The sequence below is a fragment of the Thalassolituus sp. UBA2009 genome (genome assembly GCF_002335285.1).
Taxonomy (GTDB): domain Bacteria; phylum Pseudomonadota; class Gammaproteobacteria; order Pseudomonadales; family Oceanobacteraceae; genus Venatoribacter; species Venatoribacter alkanivorans.
Map to the genome: position 1 here is coordinate 19,103 of NZ_DDCJ01000141.1, position 16,684 is coordinate 35,786.

At 53.6% G+C, this 16,684-nt stretch carries 23 protein-coding genes; 10 read left to right on the forward strand and 13 right to left on the reverse strand.

The genetic code is table 11. From position 1 onward, the window contains the following. Positions 1-266: 266 nt before the first annotated feature. Positions 267-488: a phosphatase gene (locus tag B3P58_RS16790; RefSeq protein ID WP_145468215.1), complete on the forward strand. Its 222-nt coding sequence runs from the start codon at positions 267-269 to the stop codon at positions 486-488. A 39-nt stretch (positions 489-527) separates the two neighbouring features. On the opposite strand, the gene B3P58_RS16795 is transcribed toward B3P58_RS16790, so the two are convergent. The 5 genes from B3P58_RS16795 to B3P58_RS16815 all read right to left on the reverse strand — a co-directional run bounded on the left by B3P58_RS16795 (position 528) and on the right by B3P58_RS16815 (position 3,957). Next, a complete protein-coding gene (locus B3P58_RS16795; protein WP_286719194.1) occupies positions 528-1,100 on the reverse strand; it encodes a YceI family protein in 573 nt (190 codons plus the stop codon). Between the two features lie 45 nt (positions 1,101-1,145). Then, a complete protein-coding gene (locus B3P58_RS16800; protein ID WP_145468218.1) occupies positions 1,146-1,628 on the reverse strand; it encodes a DUF2489 domain-containing protein in 483 nt (160 codons plus the stop codon). A gap of 76 nt (positions 1,629-1,704) precedes the next feature. Then, complete coding sequence (locus B3P58_RS16805) at positions 1,705-1,890, reverse strand: hypothetical protein (protein WP_145468220.1); 186 nt, start codon at positions 1,888-1,890, stop codon at positions 1,705-1,707. 17 nt (positions 1,891-1,907) lie between these two features. Next, positions 1,908-3,614, reverse strand: a complete 1,707-nt coding sequence (locus tag B3P58_RS16810; RefSeq protein ID WP_286719196.1) for a SulP family inorganic anion transporter — start codon at positions 3,612-3,614, stop codon at positions 1,908-1,910. Further along, positions 3,601-3,957 (reverse strand): ArsR/SmtB family transcription factor, encoded by a 357-nt coding sequence (locus B3P58_RS16815; protein ID WP_145468222.1) that lies wholly within the window; start codon positions 3,955-3,957, stop codon positions 3,601-3,603. Before B3P58_RS16815 ends, B3P58_RS16810 begins: the two co-directional genes overlap by 14 nt. Before the next feature lie 100 nt (positions 3,958-4,057). Between B3P58_RS16815 and B3P58_RS16820 the strand changes: the two genes are divergently transcribed. Beyond that, complete coding sequence (locus B3P58_RS16820) at positions 4,058-4,945, forward strand: MBL fold metallo-hydrolase (protein WP_286719199.1); 888 nt, start codon at positions 4,058-4,060, stop codon at positions 4,943-4,945. 82 nt (positions 4,946-5,027) lie between these two features. After that, positions 5,028-5,465: a DUF695 domain-containing protein gene (locus tag B3P58_RS16825; RefSeq protein WP_225692536.1), complete on the forward strand. Its 438-nt coding sequence runs from the start codon at positions 5,028-5,030 to the stop codon at positions 5,463-5,465. Here B3P58_RS16825 and ylqF read toward each other — a convergent pair. Continuing rightward, the gene (gene ylqF / locus B3P58_RS16830) at positions 5,428-6,339 is read right to left on the reverse strand and encodes a ribosome biogenesis GTPase YlqF (protein ID WP_286719201.1); all 912 of its coding nucleotides are present in this window, start codon (positions 6,337-6,339) and stop codon (positions 5,428-5,430) included. The genes B3P58_RS16825 and ylqF overlap by 38 nt on opposite strands. 206 nt (positions 6,340-6,545) lie before the next feature. On the opposite strand from ylqF, the gene B3P58_RS16835 reads away from it, so the two are divergent. Beyond that, positions 6,546-6,737 carry a hypothetical protein gene (locus tag B3P58_RS16835; protein WP_260996535.1) on the forward strand — a complete coding sequence of 64 codons (192 nt, stop codon included), beginning with the start codon at positions 6,546-6,548 and terminating at the stop codon, positions 6,735-6,737. An 87-nt stretch (positions 6,738-6,824) separates the two neighbouring features. Here B3P58_RS16835 and B3P58_RS16840 read toward each other — a convergent pair whose 3' ends face one another. Beyond that, entirely contained in the window at positions 6,825-7,448 is a 624-nt protein-coding gene (locus tag B3P58_RS16840; RefSeq protein ID WP_286719203.1) for a hypothetical protein, read from the reverse strand. Between the two features lie 122 nt (positions 7,449-7,570). On the opposite strand from B3P58_RS16840, the gene B3P58_RS16845 reads away from it, so the two are divergent. The 3 genes from B3P58_RS16845 to B3P58_RS16855 all read left to right on the forward strand — a co-directional run bounded on the left by B3P58_RS16845 (position 7,571) and on the right by B3P58_RS16855 (position 10,166). Continuing rightward, a complete protein-coding gene (locus B3P58_RS16845; RefSeq protein ID WP_260996533.1) occupies positions 7,571-7,867 on the forward strand; it encodes a BolA family protein in 297 nt (98 codons plus the stop codon). Between the two features lie 158 nt (positions 7,868-8,025). Next, positions 8,026-8,688: an START domain-containing protein gene (locus B3P58_RS16850; RefSeq protein WP_286719205.1), complete on the forward strand. Its 663-nt coding sequence runs from the start codon at positions 8,026-8,028 to the stop codon at positions 8,686-8,688. Between the two features lie 113 nt (positions 8,689-8,801). After that, the gene (locus B3P58_RS16855; RefSeq protein ID WP_286719207.1) at positions 8,802-10,166 is read left to right on the forward strand and encodes a phosphate ABC transporter substrate-binding/OmpA family protein; all 1,365 of its coding nucleotides are present in this window, start codon (positions 8,802-8,804) and stop codon (positions 10,164-10,166) included. Positions 10,167-10,240: 74 nt separating this feature from the next. Here the strand turns inward: B3P58_RS16855 and B3P58_RS16860 are convergent, their stop codons facing one another. Next, entirely contained in the window at positions 10,241-10,816 is a 576-nt protein-coding gene (locus tag B3P58_RS16860) for a YecA family protein (protein ID WP_260996530.1), read from the reverse strand. A gap of 131 nt (positions 10,817-10,947) precedes the next feature. On the opposite strand from B3P58_RS16860, the gene B3P58_RS16865 reads away from it, so the two are divergent. Further along, positions 10,948-11,559 (forward strand): M48 family metallopeptidase, encoded by a 612-nt coding sequence (locus tag B3P58_RS16865; protein WP_286719209.1) that lies wholly within the window; start codon positions 10,948-10,950, stop codon positions 11,557-11,559. Between the two features lie 266 nt (positions 11,560-11,825). Here B3P58_RS16865 and B3P58_RS16870 read toward each other — a convergent pair whose 3' ends face one another. From B3P58_RS16870 to B3P58_RS16880, 3 genes are read right to left on the reverse strand one after another with little or no spacing between them, the layout of a single operon-like run. After that, entirely contained in the window at positions 11,826-12,869 is a 1,044-nt protein-coding gene (locus B3P58_RS16870) for a polysaccharide deacetylase family protein (RefSeq protein ID WP_260996528.1), read from the reverse strand. Beyond that, on the reverse strand, positions 12,866-13,486 hold the full coding sequence (locus tag B3P58_RS16875; protein ID WP_286719212.1) for a DNA-J related domain-containing protein: 621 nt from the start codon (positions 13,484-13,486) through the stop codon (positions 12,866-12,868). The genes B3P58_RS16870 and B3P58_RS16875 overlap by 4 nt, the downstream gene beginning before the upstream one ends. 38 nt (positions 13,487-13,524) lie before the next feature. After that, a complete protein-coding gene (locus B3P58_RS16880; RefSeq protein WP_286719214.1) occupies positions 13,525-13,791 on the reverse strand; it encodes a PGPGW domain-containing protein in 267 nt (88 codons plus the stop codon). A gap of 142 nt (positions 13,792-13,933) precedes the next feature. On the opposite strand from B3P58_RS16880, the gene greB reads away from it, so the two are divergent. Both greB and B3P58_RS16890 read left to right on the forward strand, forming a co-directional pair. Beyond that, positions 13,934-14,482, forward strand: a complete 549-nt coding sequence (greB, locus tag B3P58_RS16885; RefSeq protein ID WP_230330919.1) for a transcription elongation factor GreB — start codon at positions 13,934-13,936, stop codon at positions 14,480-14,482. 65 nt (positions 14,483-14,547) lie between these two features. After that, positions 14,548-15,042: a hypothetical protein gene (locus tag B3P58_RS16890; protein ID WP_286719217.1), complete on the forward strand. Its 495-nt coding sequence runs from the start codon at positions 14,548-14,550 to the stop codon at positions 15,040-15,042. Between the two features lie 40 nt (positions 15,043-15,082). Here B3P58_RS16890 and ttcA read toward each other — a convergent pair whose 3' ends face one another. Further along, a complete protein-coding gene (ttcA, locus tag B3P58_RS16895) occupies positions 15,083-15,934 on the reverse strand; it encodes a tRNA 2-thiocytidine(32) synthetase TtcA (protein WP_286719219.1) in 852 nt (283 codons plus the stop codon). Between the two features lie 123 nt (positions 15,935-16,057). Further along, positions 16,058-16,552 carry a hypothetical protein gene (locus tag B3P58_RS16900; RefSeq protein WP_145468254.1) on the reverse strand — a complete coding sequence of 165 codons (495 nt, stop codon included), beginning with the start codon at positions 16,550-16,552 and terminating at the stop codon, positions 16,058-16,060. Between the last annotated feature and the right edge of the window lie 132 nt (positions 16,553-16,684).

Sequence of the window (16,684 nt, forward strand, 5' to 3'; positions counted from 1 at the left end):
AGCGGGCTAAATGAATGACGAGCGACGAAGTTAATGGGGAAAACTGGCCTCAGCCCGAAGGGTTATGGCTAAAAATCCCTCATCCTGCGTTGCTGTTCGCTCGCTTAACCCGTAACCAATCTGTCTGGAGCAGATTGGCGTGCCAACCCCGAAGGGGTGAAGCACAGTGATGTGCTGAACATCCCACACTCTCAGCGCCTTGTTTGAGAAATTTTTAGCCAATAACAGGCCTGTTTAATTAGTGTTAACAGGCCCTAGGACATAACATGCAGGACAGACCTCATCGTAAGCACGCGCAGAGAATTGTGCAGAATTTCCGTAACGAACTGGGACAGGATCTGTCCGACAAGATTGGTGACTACCATTTTGGCAGCCTTGAGGTGCTGATCGAGTCGGCACTGAATACTGTGGTGATGAGCGCAATGAACGACACTGTCACCGATATTGAGCAGTTACTGAAGCTGGCACAGAAGCGCGCCAAAGGCTGAAACGGACTGCAGGTATTGTTGCCTGCAGTCCGGTCTGATTTATTGAGCCGGGCTGAAGGTCAGGGTGAAGCTGACGGGTACCACTTCGGCAATGCGTTCCAGCTTGGCAATGTCACGCAGTTTCTGAATACCGGCGGTCAGGGCGAAGCTGTCAGCATGCACCAGTACTGGCTGCAGGCTGGTGATCACCACTTGTTTGTCCTGTGCCGGAACAATCATTACCGGCACGCTGATTTCTTCTTCGCTGCCATGCAGCATCAGTTTACCTTTCAGATCCAGTGTCTGACTGATACCGCCGCGCGCTTTTTTCATGGCATCGGCCGGGATGACAGCGCTGAAGGTTGCGCTGCTGAAACTGTTGGTTTCAAACAGGAATTCCTGCATGCGTTCATCGCGGATCGGAATGCCGGAATCAATGCTGGTCAGATCGATATTCAGCTCAGCCATCCCCTGATCGGTCACTTTGCCGCTGATTTTGCGGAAGTGGTGTACTTCGGTCAGATGAGTATTTTTGGTGGTCAGAAAGGTGAGGGTCGAGGGGGACTGCAATGTCCACTCAGCCTGAGTAAAAGCGCTGAACAGCAGGGCAGAAGCAAATAGTATAGGGCGCATGATGTTTTCCTTGTCTTTGTTATCGACGGGTTAGCGGACTGGCGCTTACTGAATAAGAGTAACCGCCGGGAAAGAATAACTGACCAGCCAGCGCAGTTCGCGTTCAATACCGGTTTTGTTTTCGTTTTCCAGTGTCCAGCGTTGCTGATCCAGTTTGAACTGCTCTTTACGGGACAGCTGTTTGTAAGCATCCAGAATCGGCATTGATGATGTTGACTGATAATGGCTGCGTACTGTGCACAGTTCATCCTGTTCCCATACTGCGGGGTCCAGCGCAGACATCAGGTATTGGATGCGTAACACGCCTTCGGTAATTTCGCACTGTTCGTCGAGGACTGCACGGGCGATAAAACGGATATCCTGCAGCAATTCCAGCTGGCGGTTACGCAACTGCATGGCCGCCTGAGCTTCTTCTTCCTGTTGACGTTGTTCAACAACCTTAACCTGACGGGTCAGGCGCCAGGCGTAACCGGCCAGCAGGGCGATAATTAACAGACCCAGAATAATCAGGCTGTAAGTCAGAATCATGAAAGGCTCCGTCACATAGCAGGCCGGGCATCATAGCCTGTCGTGGTGGAGAAATTAACCTGCAGTTACTGGGGGATTAGCGACACAGACGGCAACCGGAGTCGCGGGTCGTGCCTTCACGGTAGCGCACACGCAAACGTGCCGCTCCCCGTTGTGGCTGAACCTGATAGAAACGGCCGTCGCTGCGCTGTTTGTTCGTATCATCAGCACTGCAATCTTTCGTTGCCGCAGGATCTGCACTGCTATCTGTTTTGTTAATCATCGTTTGCTCCGAAAGGATCAGCAGTGGCCAAGGGTGCGTAACGCTTCGCTGGCGGTGAAAAAAATCTTTCCGGGAGACAGGTCGTCCAGCAGGCTGGTTTTACCCAGTTGATCCATCACCGGACCTTTGACTTCGGCCAGATGCAGCTGAATATTCTGAGCACGTAATGTGTTCAGCAAATGCTGCAGGGTTTCAAAACCGCTAAAGTCGATATGGTTAATGGCGCTGCCGACCAGCACCACGTGGCGGATATCCTGACTGCTCTGCAGGCGCTGGCAGATGACATCCTCCAGATACTGACTGTTGGCAAAATACAGGTTCTCATCAACGCGGATCATCAGCACCTGCGGACAGGTAATAACCTGATGGCGTTTGACGTTACGGAAATGATCGCTGTCTCCGACCCGGCCGATTTCGGCAATGTGTGGTTCGCTGGAGCGGCGAAGATACAGTGCCAGAGAGAGCACCATGCCGAGCAGGATGCCATCCACCGCGCCGGCAGCCAGTACGGCGATAAATGTTATCAGCCATACCAGACCATCACTTCTCTGGAAGCGCCAGGCACGGCGGGCGTCACTGAAACTGATCAGCGGCAAGACTGCACTGACAATAATCACGGCCAGTACAGCATAGGGCAGATCGACAAATAAGCGGCTGGCAAACAGACAGACGAGTGCCACCAGTATGACGGTCACCACGGAAGCCAGCTGCGTGCGGGCACCGGCTGCGCGGTTAACCACACTGCGGCCGAAACCGCCTGCCACAGGAAATGCCTGGCTGACAGCCGCGCTGAGGTTAGCGATACCAAGAGCCAGTAACTCCTGATTAGTGCGCAGACGCGGAGCGGGTGTGTGGCCGGAGTCTGATAACTGGCGCGGTGCCAGAGCCTCGGCCACCGACAGGCTGGACAGATAACCAATCAGCGCGATGATGGCAGCGGCTGGTAATAATGCCTGCCACTGTTCCACAGACAGCGATGGCAGCGCAGGTGCGGGTAGTCCGGCAGGAAGCTCACCGATGGTGGTGATCGTAAGTCCCGCCGTTTGTACTGTGGCAATCCCCAGGGCAACAGCCGCCAGTGGACCAGCTTTATTCAGCAGACTGCTGAGCCAGGTTGGCAGGCGGCGGGTCGCTTTGGGCATCAGCCACTGCCAGCCATACAGCAGGGTGACCGCGGCCAGCGCCATCAGCAACGCACCGGCCTGTGCCTGCGGGTAATCACGGCTGAGGTGTGTCAGTGTTTGCCACAGCGAGCCGCCACCGGGAAGGGGAATACCGGTTATGTATTTCAGCTGGCTGATTACAATCAGAATGGCGGTTGCGCTGGTAAATGCAGAGATTACCGAGTGGCTGATAAAGGTTGTCCAGCGCCCCAGATCAATCAGGTAAAACAGCAGCAGCCAGAGCCCGGTCAGCAATGCCAGAGCACTGGCCATATGCAGATAATCCGCACTGCCCGGAGTTGCCAGCGTATGTAAGGCTTCAAAGGTCATCAGAGAAATAACAGCCACCGGACCAACGGCTAACACCGGGCTGCTGCCCAGCAGGGCATAAGCCAGTACCGGCAGCAGCGCAGCATAAAGTCCGGCCTGTGGCGGCATGCCGGCCAACAGGGCGTAGGCCATGGCTTGCGGTGTGATCAGTGCAGCGACAACCAGCCCGGCGGTAATATCCGGCATCAGCCAGCGCCGCTGATATCCGGAGAAGGTGTTAGTCAGGTGCATGCGGATTGATCTCCCGGTGTGGCATTGGCGCTGTTGTTTCTGGCTGGATATCGCAATAAAGGCTGTTCAGAACATTGATGATGCGTTCGGCTTTATCATCGCTGAGCTGATAATAGACGTTCTGGGCGCTGCGGCGGGTATGCACCAGATGCTCGCTGCGCAGCCAGGCCAGATGCTGGGACAGGGCAGACTGGCTCAGCGGCAGACGGCTGATCAGTTCGCTGACCGAAATTTCACCATGGCGCAGGCAACAGAGAATGGTCAGGCGGTGCTCGTTGGCCAGAGCCTTCAGCAGGCGGACAGCATCCTGGCGGTGGTGATCAAGGGCGTCGTGATTAATCATGATGTGTGTTCCGGACAGCGCTCCTTAAAGTGTATATCAAATATTGCTAAATAAGAATATGCTAATATAATCACTTTAAATTTTATCGCCGGAGGCCGTAATGACCCGCCAGCCAACTGATGCCGCAGTGATCAGCATCGAGACATTTTTCCACGAAGATACTTTCACCTTTACCCATCTGCTGGTCGATAAAAGTACTGCCCGTGCGGCCATTATCGACCCGGTACTGGACTTTGATCAGAAATCCGGACGTACCAGTACGGCTTTTATTGACGCCATTCTCGCCGAGGTCAGGGAGCAGTCTCTGACGCTGGATTATGTACTGGAAACCCATGCCCATGCCGACCACCTGACCGCGGCGGATTACATCCGCAGCCAAAGCGGTGCGCGCATCGTTATCGGTGCCGCGATCTGTCAGGTACAGGGCACCTTTAAGAAGATCTTCAATGAGGGGGAGGGCTTTATCGCCGATGGCCATCAGTTTGACCTGCTGGTCAGTGATGGGGATAGCCTGCAGCTTGGCGACAGCCGCATTGATGTAATGGCCACTCCGGGACACACCCCGGCCTGTGTCAGCTATCAGGTGAATCAGCGCGATGTGTTTGTCGGCGATACTCTGTTTATGCCGGATGTCGGTACGGCCCGCTGTGATTTCCCCGGTGGTGATGCTGCGACTTTATATAAGTCGGTACAGCGTTTACTGGCCTTACCGGAAGAGACTGTACTGCATTTATGCCATGACTATCCGCCGTCTGAGCGGCCGGTTTGCTCGGCCGTAACCGTTGCGGAGCAGCGGGCGGCAAATATCCATGTAAAAGCCGGTGTCAGTGAAGCTTCCTTTATCACAATGCGCACGGAACGTGATGCCGGGCTGGATATGCCGCGGCTGATTCTGCCATCGCTGCAGGTGAATATCCGCGCCGGGGCGTTTCCGCAGGCGGAAGATAATGGTGTGTCTTACCTGAAGCTGCCGTTAAACCTGCTCTGACGGGGCTTGTATGGCAATGACTTTTTGGCATTTGCACCGATTTCTATTAGTCTGAATGCAACCAAACAAAAAGGAATAAGCCATGCTGGCGAACAACCGTTGGGTCAGGGCTACCGGTAGTCTGAATGACAAGCCCATCAGTATTCAGTACCGCGAAGACTGGGAGCTTGCCCGCCAATCGGAAAGCTATCCGTTGTGCGTGCAGATTGCCTGGAACGCCGGCAGCGTCGATGACAGCACCGGCTTTCCCGGTCTGGCTGAACAAAGCAAAATCCTGACCTTCGGTGAGCACCTGCAGCAACATCTTGAACCGGCAGAAAATGCACTGGTCACTATGGTGATTACCCATGACGGGGTGTGCCAGTGGATTATCTACTGCAAAGATATTGAGCTGTTAAAAGAAGGTCTTGACCGCATTCCCACCGGAGAGGGCTTGTACCCGATTGAGGTGGTGGCCGATGAAGACCCTCAGTGGCAGACTTTTACGCAGGTGTATCAGGCGATTCGTCCAGAAGCCTGAGCGCTTCCAGCCGGCGTTCTTCAATCTCCGCCAGCTCCGCTTCGACAATGGCCGGGTTTTCCAGCGTGATCCGGCCTATTTTCCCCGCCCGCAGTTCATGCAGACATAATTCCGCCGCTTTATGCAGATCGGCAATACCGCCGGGCTTCAGGCAACCGCGCTTGGCGGCAATGGTGTTCAGTGCGTCGGCTGCGCTGGCCGGTAATTCCTTAAAGCGGAAACGGGCTGACAACTCGGTGGCGTACTGATCAAGCAGATAACCCAGGGCATAGGTGGCAACGTCGGTGTATTCCATCGCCGTGTCTTTGACCGCGCCACTGGCGGCCAGACGATAGCCGCTGTGTTCGTTCTCAAACTTGGGCCAGAGAATCCCCGGAGTGTCGGACAGCACGATGCCGTTTTTCAGATCGATCATCTGGTTGGCTTTGGTCACCGCCGGCTCGTTACCGGTTTTGGCGATATAGCGTCCGGCCAGTGCGTTGATCAGGGTGGACTTGCCGACATTGGGAATGCCCATAATCATCACCCGCACGGAGAGCTTTTTCTCCAGCCGTGCTGCTCCCAGTTTTTTACACAGCGCAATCAGCTTTTTAACCTGATTACGGTCTTCCGCAACCAGCGGAATGGCTTGGGTATTGTGCTGCTTGCCAAAGTATTCGACCCATTGCTGAGTGACCTCAGGGTCTGCCAGATCGGCCTTATTCAGTACTTTGATGCAGGTTTTATCACGACGCAGCTCATCAACCATCGGGTTGGTGCTGGAGTAGGGCAGGCGGGCGTCAAGAACTTCGACCACGATATCGATGTCCGGCATCGCTTCGCTGATTTTCTTGCGGGCTTTGTTCATGTGCCCTGGGAACCATTGAATTGCCATAGTGACGCTTTCCAATTGACGAGTGATTAAAAGGGCGGCACATTGTAAAGCAAGGCCAGTGGAGAGCAACTGCTCACTTGTACGCAGTGGCCTGAGTATGACCGATTACTGCGTTACCGGTGAAAATCTCCGACACTGGACTGTCATAATTGCGGGTTACTTTAACCCCATTCGGCAAGGTGAAATTGATCGGATTGGAGACAACTATGGATGTCTTACCAGAAGATTTTGCCCGGAGTGCCAAGAAGCAGGGGCGGCAGGCCTCGGCAACGGTGTCCGGTCGGCGGCGGGCAGGCTTTCTGCTCGGTAATAAGTTTGTTTTTTCAGATCAGGCCGAGGTGGTCTGGGTGGAAGCGGGACCGGGCGAGTTTCGCGAGTTGCGTCTGTGGCGTAAATAGCTGCCCTGATTGACGCTTTCGTCCTGACCCGGACAGGGTCATCTAACGTACACCAGAGCTGCTGGGCAGCTCTGGCTTCTGTACTGATCAGCTGCCGAACATCGACATTGGCTGATTTTCTTCTTTCTGTTCGACCGTTTCTTCTGCACTCTGATCAGAGCTTTCCTGCTCAGTTGTCATGCTTTCGGCCGGAGTGCTGTCGTTCTGTGCCGTCATTGGCTGATTACTGGTCTGAGCGTCAGCCTGTGCGGCTTCATCATCAGCATCCGAATCATCGTTATCGGTACTGTTGTTTTGCGCACGGTTACCGGATTCCTGCATTTTGGCTTTTTTGCGTTCGATCTTGGTGATCTGACGGTCATGGTTGGCCCAGACACCGGTTTTAATCTCAACGCTGTGAATGCCATTTTCTTCGGCGATTTCATCGGCCAGCGAGCGGGCAGCTTCGTCGGCATCACGGGCCAGCAGTTTGCGTTCGCTGGCATCAAGGCGGGCAAACAGATCGATCAGTGCGTTGGACAGCACTTCCTGAGCAATTTCATCGCGGTTTTTACGGAAGCGGCGGGCAATAACGTTAAGCATGGCCAGATCGTTGGCGTCCAGGCGCATGGTGAAGGCGGCCAGAGTCTGTTCGCGTTCACGTTTTGCTTTCTCTTCTTCGTAGTAACGGTCAACAAGAGATTGGGTGCTGGTGGTATCGATATCCTGCATGATTAGCTTCCGTCTGGTGGTTCAAATTCAGTCCGGTACTGTATATGTTTACATAGGTTTTGTGCAACTGTCGGTGGTTGTTTTATAGTAGCCATTATTGTCATTTTTCTTATGGGCTGATTATGAACACTGCTGATTCCATCGCTGCTAAACTCGCCGTTTTATCTCCTCTGCACCTCGATATCCTGAACGAAAGCCACATGCATGCCGGGCCTGCGACCGAATCACATTTCAAGCTGGTTGTGGTCAGTGCGGAGTTTGATGGTAAGCGCCCGGTGGCCCGCCATCAGCGTGTGTATCAGTTGCTGGCTGAAGAACTGGCCGGGCCGGTACACGCTCTGGCTTTGCATCTTTATTCTCCGCAGGAATGGCAGGATGCGACCGTTCCGCCATCCCCTCAGTGTCAGGGCGGTCATTGACCGCAGCTGGCCACAGGGCATCATGTCCTTCTACTCAGTTCCTGTTTTTGCAGCATTTCTGCCGACACCAGGCCGCTATTTTGGCTGAAGTACACCTACTGGGACCATAAAACTGCAGGCATGCTCCGCCTGTAATGATAAATAGCAGGATCTTGTTTATGTGTTTGACCGTTCGTTTGCTGGTGATGATGTCTCTGATGATGGCGCAGGTTTGCCTGGCTGGCTGGGAGTTAGCCAAAGAAGACGATAAGCGTCAGATCCGGGTGTTCACCCGTGAAGCTGAACAGTCTGACCTGCGTGAGTTCCGGGGGGAAATGCGTTTACAGACTACCTTGTCGGCACTGGTCGCATTGATCGAAGATAATAAATCCGGCCCAGAGTGGATTCACCACTGCCGTGCCCTTGAAGTCATTGAGCAGATTTCTGAGCATGAACGCTTGTTTTACATGGTTACTGAAGCCCCGTGGCCAGTAAAAGACCGTGATAGTGTTGTTTACAGTGTCCTTAGTCAGGATGAGGTGAGCGGAACGGTACATATTGATATGCAGGTGCGTAACGACGTATTTCCTGCCAGTGATGATCTGGTGCGCATCAAGGATATGAAAGGATTCTGGGAGTTCCGCCCTGAGGACGATGGCTGGGTGACCGTGATCTATCAGGTCCACGCCGATCCGGCGGGCGGAATTCCTGCTTGGCTGGCGAACAGTATGGTGGTGGATTCACCATACTACACCTTGAAAAATATGCGCAAAATGGTGGCTAAAGAGCCTTATCTCAGCTCCCGGCCGTCCCATATTCACGATATTGCTACCGGGCAGTAACCGTTTCTGTTGGATACTGCTGGTGGCTGTTCTGCAACTCATGCTATTTGTCATTGCATTGTCATAAAAGCGTCATACAATCGCGCCCAAATTTAAACTCAGAAGTAACTCCTATGAATTTCTGGCGCAATTTCTCTCTTTCAGTACTGACTTTTATTTTTGCTGCAGCGGTTAATGCCGGGCAGGTTGCTCCTTTTACAGGGTTACCTGTTGATGGTGACATTAACCTTTTCTCTGTACAGGGATCGAACACCATCGGTGCCGAACTTGCCCCTAATCTGGTAAAAGCCTGGTTGCAGGAAAAGGGCGCTGAAAATATTGAGGTGCAAAACTCAGGCATTGAAAATGAGGTCGAAGTCAGCGGTTTTTACCCGGCGACCCGTACCCGTGTAACGGTAAAAATTGCAGCACACGGCTCCGGTACCGGTTTTAAAGGCCTGGCAGCAGGCAGTGCCGATATTGCTGCGGCATCCCGCCCGATTAAAGATAAAGAATTCAACCTGCTGCAGCCGCTGGCGAATATGCGCAGTCCGGGCAGCGAGCATATTATTGGTATTGACGGCCTGGCAATTATTGTTCATCCCGATAATCCGGTCAGCGATCTGAGCGTTGAAGAAATTGCGGAAATATTTTCCGGCGGTTACAGCGACTGGTCAGAGGTCGGTGGTAAACCCGGCCCGATTCATGTGTATGCCCGTGATGACAAGTCCGGCACCTGGGACAGCTTCAGCGGCATGGTATTAGGCGACCGTACGTTACTCGCCGGTGCCGAACGTTTTGAATCCAATGCGGAGTTATCCGACCGGGTTGCAGCAGATGCCGCCGGTATTGGTTTTGTCGGGCTGTCTTCCGTGCGCTCAGCACGCCTTTTGTCGGTATCCGATGGCAGCGCTAAGTCGTTACTGCCGAATAAACTGACGGTAGCAACTGAAGACTATGCTCTGGCACGTCGTCTCTTTATGTACACCGACGACGAACCGGCTAATGAGTATGTAAAAGAATTTATTGATTTCGCGTTACAGGATGCGGGCCAGAAAATCGTTGCCGATACCGGCTTTATTTCACAGGAATTAAAAGCCGTTATTCCGGAGTTTTACAATGAATTGCCTGAAGATTTCCGCCAGCTGACTTCCGATGCCAAGCGTCTGACCATTAACTTCCGCTTTCAGGAAGGCAGTGCCAAGCTGGATAATAAAGCCCTGAAGGATCTTGAGCGTCTGGCTGATTTTCTGCACGCTAACGGTTCGGCTGAAGTTGTGCTGATTGGTTTTGGTGATAAAAAGAAAACCGAAAAACGGTCGCAATTATTGTCCAAATTGCGCGCCATGGCCGTACGTCGTGAGCTGGTACGTTACGGTATTTATCCGAAAAATTCCGTTGGTTACGGCGAAAACCTGCCGGTTGCTTCCGTTAATGGTATGGAAGGACGTAATAAAAACCGCCGGGTGGAAGTCTGGGTGCGTAAAGCCGGGGCCTGATGCCCTGATTATTCGGACACATAAAAAAGCCCGGTTAAATCCGGGCTTTTTTATACCTGCTCTTGAGCGCCGGATTAATTCTCGGCGTGCAGCAGCAGATACAGCTCAACAACGGCCGCAGGAATATTGCTGCACATCTGATTCGACAGGTCGATGTCGTCGTCGATGTCTTCCATTTCCGGCTCGTCCATAAACAGACCCGAGGCATACATGATCGGGAACAGGTGCTGGGCAACGGTTTCTTCATCGCGCGCGTACCATTGTTCTTCCTGCAGCAGCACACCGGTCATAAAGCCCATGGCCCAGCTTTCCAGTGGCGGCTCTTCTTCTTCGTCAACCAGTGTCAGGTCGGCCGGAACCGGAAAATCCTGGCCGGAGTCGAGCCATGCCTGAATCTCTTTGGCGAGCTTCAGGAACAGGGCATTTACCTGTTCTTTCTCCGCTTTGCTGAAACCCAGCTGTTCATCAAAGGCGCAGTCCCACACCTGTTGAACACTGAACTCTACCGGGCCTGCGATTAACGCGGTAATCAGGCCGTGTACGGCGAAAAAATCGAAACTGTCCTGGCGTTCGGCTTCGTCTTCGAGCAGTACGCCCAGGGTTTCCAGTTCGTCTTCATTAAGGGATGGGATACTATTGAGGTCGGACATACGCTACTCCTGAATTTGGCGCTAATCCTAACAGGCTTGAGACCGTGCGGAAATCTTACAAACAACAATTCTGGCTGACTGTTGGCGGCGAGCAGGTCGCTGTACATCTCTCAGCTATGCGGCGTAAGAGCATGCGTATGCTGGTGAATGCCGAGGGTGAGGTAGATCTGCGCATCCCGCTGGGTTATCCGAAGGCGGAGGTGCTGGCGTTTGTGAATGCCAATCATGACTGGCTGCTGAAGCGTCGCAGCGAGGTGCTGGCACGACAGCAGGAAGCCCGGCAAAGTGTCCTGATCCGCGGACGCGAATTACCGTTTAAAAGCAGTGCGCTGGATGAATTTATGGTCGCCGAACAGGCGGTCTGGGTACCAGAGGGCTGGACGCCGGCGCAGACGCAGCAGGCACTGGATAACTGGCTGCGCGGGCAGGCACGGCATGAATATCCGCAGATGATCGAACGCTGGTGGCCGTTCTTCAGCCAGTTTGATGTGCGCCGCCCGCAGCTGCGCATTAAAAAGATGCGTACCCGCTGGGGCAGTCTGTCGCAGCGCGGTTATATCAATCTGAACCTGGCGTTAATGCAGCTGCCAACGGAGCTGATGGAGTTGGTGGTGGTGCATGAGTTGTGTCATCTGCGCCACTTTGATCATGGCGCGGGCTTTAAAGCGCTGATGACTCAGTGTCTGCCGGACTGGAAGCAGCGCGAGCAACAGTTAAATCAGCTGTCGCGCTGTTTGCTCTAGGGCCTGTCGACACTAAGTAAATCCGGCCTGCTGAGAGCCAGTTTTTCTCAGAACAAGGAGTGAGGACTGATATTAGCGGGCTAAANNNNGGTACAGTTGTAACGGCTGCGGCCGCCACGAATAGGGTTTTCTGCACGGGCGGTCAGGTTGACCACGCCGTTATCGGCTTCTGTCTGAGTGCTGATTGCACCTTCACCACTGGCAAAACACTGGATCTGGCGCNNCAACAGTTAAATCAGCTGTCGCGCCGTTTGCTCTAGGGCCTGTCAGCGCGATTTCACTGCGCTGTTAATCCATAACTGCGAATACCAGTAATACCAACCCGGATGACGTACGCTGGGGGCGGTACAGTTGTAACGGCTGCGGCCACCGCGGATCGCTTTTTCTGCACGGGCAACCAGATTGACCATGCCATTGGTTGCTTCGGTTTGTGTGCTGATAGCGCCTTCACCGCTGGCAAAACACTGGATCTGGCGCGGACGCAAATCCACTTCCGGGAAATGAATGGCCAGGGTTGGCGGATTCTCTGCGGCCAGCACGGGTTCGATCAGCTGGGTTGGCGGCACCGGCAGGGCAAGGGTATACAGCTTGGTTTTCAGGGTTTTGACGTTGGCATAAATACCGGAGGCCGGGAAGCGCGGCAGAGCCTGCGGATGAGACATGGGGCCTACCGGTCCGGATTGCTGACCAAAAGCAAGGTAACCGTTCGCTGCCAGCCAATCGATAATCTCCAGATCAAATTCGCCATACGGGTAGGCCAGCAGTTTATGACTGGTGCCCAGCTCTTTTTGCAGGCGCGCTTCCGGCTTAGCCACTTCCTGTGTCAGCCAGGCATCCAGTGTCATGCCATCCGGGCGCTCAATCAGATAAGGATGATCCGCACTGTGGTTGGCAATCAGAGCGCCGTTATCCTGCAGTTCTTTCAGCTGCTGCCAGTCCATCACTACGCCATGCTGTTCATCTACGGCATTGGTATTTACAAATACGGTAAACGGCCACTGGCGCTGTTTCAGCAATGGATAAGCGTTTTCATACACCGAGCGGTAGGCATCATCGAAAGTAATGGCGACGGATTTTTCCGGTAAGGACTCACCTGCGCGAATCTTGGCCAGCGCCTGGCCAAGATCAATCACATGCATATTTTCCTGCTCCAGCAACTGCAGATGGCTGGCAAAACCTTCCGGACTGATACTGGTCGACGCGGGAGTGTCGGTCGACACATGGTGATATTGCAGTATCACCAGCTGAGCGCGTACCGAGGCAGAGAAAAGCAGCGTGAAGAGAATGAGCGGGAAAGAAAATTTAATCATGAATACCGGTGCTTGAGTCGTTGAAAGGCAGCCTGAATGGTGCGGAAGCGGTTTTCATCACCACCGCGGTCGGGATGGTGTTGCATCGCCAGACGACGATATTGTAATCGAATCTCTGCCCCTGTCACGGGCTTACTGAGTTCCAGTTCAGCAATGTCCTGATCCTCCTGTTCCGGCTGCAGCATTTTCTGCCAGAAGCTGCGCAGCAGATCATCCACCTCTTCCTGAGCGGTATTCAGCTGGCTGAGGTCGAGGTAATACTGTGCCAGCGGACTATGTTCTGTCAGTCCACGGTTGTGGGCGTTATCCGGCCAGGGTGAGCGGCAAATTCTGAGTGCGCTGATTTCCAGCAGGGCAGTTTGTTCAGCAGCCCATTGCTGCTGCAGACGGTAGAGGCAATGCATCAGAATAAAATGGCTGCGAAACATGGTGAGTGAATCGCGCAGGGCATCGGCGCGGAAGACTCCCTGTTCGGACGCCTGCAGCCAGCACAGCACATCGTATTCAGTGTGGCTCTGGCCGTCGGCCAGATACAGGTTCAGCAGTTCGAGCAGAGGAGCGAAGTCGTCGGTGGCGCTGTCACTGGCCGCCAGAGAAGAGAGGGCATCTGAGTTCATGCTCTTATGCTAGCACAGGGTGGTTTACAGGGGAGGCCTCAGGGCTGGTCCGGGTCGGTATCTTCAATCAGCTGGCGCGCAAATGCCGGCAGGCGATGTTTAATGCTGTTCAGCTTGTGCGAAAACACGTGATAACGACGGCGCAGAAACTGCAGAAATGTGCGCACTCTGGGGATAGTCGATACCAGCATAGACAGGCCCAGAATGATCAGGATAATGCCAAGCGGAATCGGCATTGGCGTAATAATAATTCCCAGCAGCAACAGCAGAATACCGGTCATCATTTTAAAACTGCGTTTGATCATTCTGCATCATCATCCGGATGTTTGTGCCGGTTTTCCCGGTTCTGGAGGAATGCTGTACGTTGTTGTTCAGGCATGCCCATGCTGACACCCTGACATGACTGTGTTGCGAAACCATGAAATCTTTTGGTACAGGCCGTTGTTTATGAGTGAGAAGGAAAAAAAGCCGCTGCCGAAACGCAGCCATCTGATTACCCCAGAAGGGGAGCAGGCCTTACGCCGGGAATATGATTACCTGTGGCGCACTGAGCGTCCAAAAGTGACGCAGGAAGTTTCAGATGCCGCCAAGCTGGGGGATCGCTCGGAAAATGCGGAATACATCTATGGTAAACGCCGATTACGCCAGATCGACAGTCGCGTCCGTTTCCTGCTGAAGCGTTTGGAGATTCTGACGGTGGTCGATCGTCTGCCGGCTGATCCGCAGAAAGTCTTTTTTGGCGCCTGGCTGGAACTTGAAGACGATGATGCTGAAATCCATCGCTACCGTCTGGTGGGCGAGGATGAAATTGATCTCAAACGCGGCTATATCAGCGTTGATGCGCCGTTGGCGCGGGGATTACTGGGAAAACGTGTCGATGATGAAGTGACCGTACGCCTGCCGAAAGGAGAAGAAACGTTTTACATCCTCAGCGTGTCTTACCAGCGCCCTGAATGGGATGCCGGCGGCAGTAATCAGGCCGTTTTCTCCGCCTGATGTATCTGCCTTCTGAAACAGCATGAAAGCTGACCTCTGCTAGGCTTAATGGCAGGAGGATCATTATGATATCAGTACGCACGATCATGGCTTTGCTGTTGGCTTTTCTGACGTTGACAGTCTTGGCCACCGACGCTGGGATGCAGAACGAAGCAGCCGCCGAAGGCGAAACCTGGCCCTTTGCCGGCGTTTATAAAATGCCGGTCTGGATTGATCAGGTACAGCGGGTCTGCCCGTGGAAGTCTGACGCCGGAGAGGGGTACATCCGCGTTGTCCGTACTAATGTGAAAGGCCCGCATGGCATTTATCTGCAGTGGATACGTAAAGGCATTGCCGGCAGTGAAACTCAGGCGATCTCAACGGTGCGGGTAGAAGAGCTGGAAGGACAGTATCAGGTTCATCTGCAGATGCCACAGCCGCAACTGAGTCCTGATGCCTGTCACCTGACGGCAATGGCCGAATCCATTATTACCGACCGGCGTTATAAAATGGAGCTTGTTGTGAAGGGGCCGGGAGAATATCAGCTGCTGGTCACCAGTCTGTTGCAAGGCGGTCTGTGACCGCCTTTTTCTTTTGGCTGCGCCCGGTATCAGCTTCAGATCAGTCGATCTGAACCACATCCAGACGGGTAAACAGATGGCCTTTATCCTGCTTGTCCTGCAGGGTGACAAAATCAAACAACTGGGTATCGCCTAACTGTGACGGTGCCACATTACAGATGGCGGCAAAGATATTCTCACTGCGTCCCGGCTGCTCTTTGTCCCACTGTTCCAGCATCATCTTAATATTCTGACGTTGCAGGTTTTCCTGTGAGCCACACAGGTTGCACGGAATGATCGGGAAGCCCCGTGTCTGGGAAAATTTCTCGATGTCTTTTTCTTTGCAATAAGCCAGCGGACGGATCAGCACGTGTTTCTGATCATCGCTCAGCAGCTTGGGTGGCATAGCTTTGAGCTTGCCGCCATGGAACATATTGAGGAACAGGGTTTCGATGATGTCATCACGATGGTGACCAAGAGCGATTTTGTTGGCGCCAATACTCTCGGCAAAGCCATACAGGGTGCCGCGACGCAGGCGGGAGCACAGACTGCAGGTGGTTTTACCTTCCGGAATAATTTCTTTCACCACGCTGTAGGTGTCTTTTTCGACGATATGATACTCAATGCCGAGCTGATCCAGGTATTCCGGCAGTACATGCTCAGGAAATCCGGGTTGTTTCTGATCCATATTCACTGCCACGATATCAAAGTGAATCGGTGCGCTTTTCTGCAGACTCAGCAGAATGTCGAGCATGGTGTACGAATCTTTACCGCCGGACAGGCAAACCATGACCTTATCGCCGTCTTCGATCATGCGGTAGTCTTCGATGGCCTTGCCGACATTGCGGCGCAGGCGTTTCTGCAGTTTGTTGAACTCGAGTTGCTCTTTGCGCTCGGCAGCGGATTCGATCATAAAAACACCCTGAATAATTGCGCCCGCTTTATAACAGAATGCATCGGGTGAAGGAACCGCCTGCGCAGGTCAGGCAGTTAAAAAGGAACGTCGCTCAGAGCGTTTGAGAGGAAGTACGCCTGCTCAGGCGGCACGGTCGAGCAGGGCAGTGGCCGCACCGAGGCTGGCGCAGAACTCTTCAATACTGACGCCGCTGCGGGGATGGTAAAAACGCTTCCACAGACGTGCGAGCTGTTCTGCGGTTGCATCGGCGGGCAGAACAAAATCATCATTGCGGGCATAGATAAACCAGGCAATGGCGGTGGCATAAGACAGGTTGGTGGTCAGCTCGGCATGAGGGTGACTGAGAAAATCATGCTGGCTGGCAAGGCCGCGCACGGTGCTGGCCAGTTCCGGCTGTTGCGCCAGATAAGCGTCCCATACATGGCGGTGGGTCAGGCTGTGAATGCGGTAAATGCCGAGAGCCCGTTGACCGGCGGCTTTGAGGTGCGATCCAAGAGCCGATTCCTGAGCCGCAGTTGCCAGCAGCAGGGTGCTGGCCATCGGGTTACTAACCCCGATGCGTTGCAGGGTTGGCTGGATTACCCAGCGGGTCAGTTCATTTGCGCAGATGCCCATGATCACCTCCTTATACGTCATATCGGCTGAATGACGCTGTTTCTGCAATCTTAGATCAGATTATTTTATCTGCTGCGGTTTTATACCAATTGCCAATAGATAGCCTGGATACCGGCGCCAGAAAAATAACGT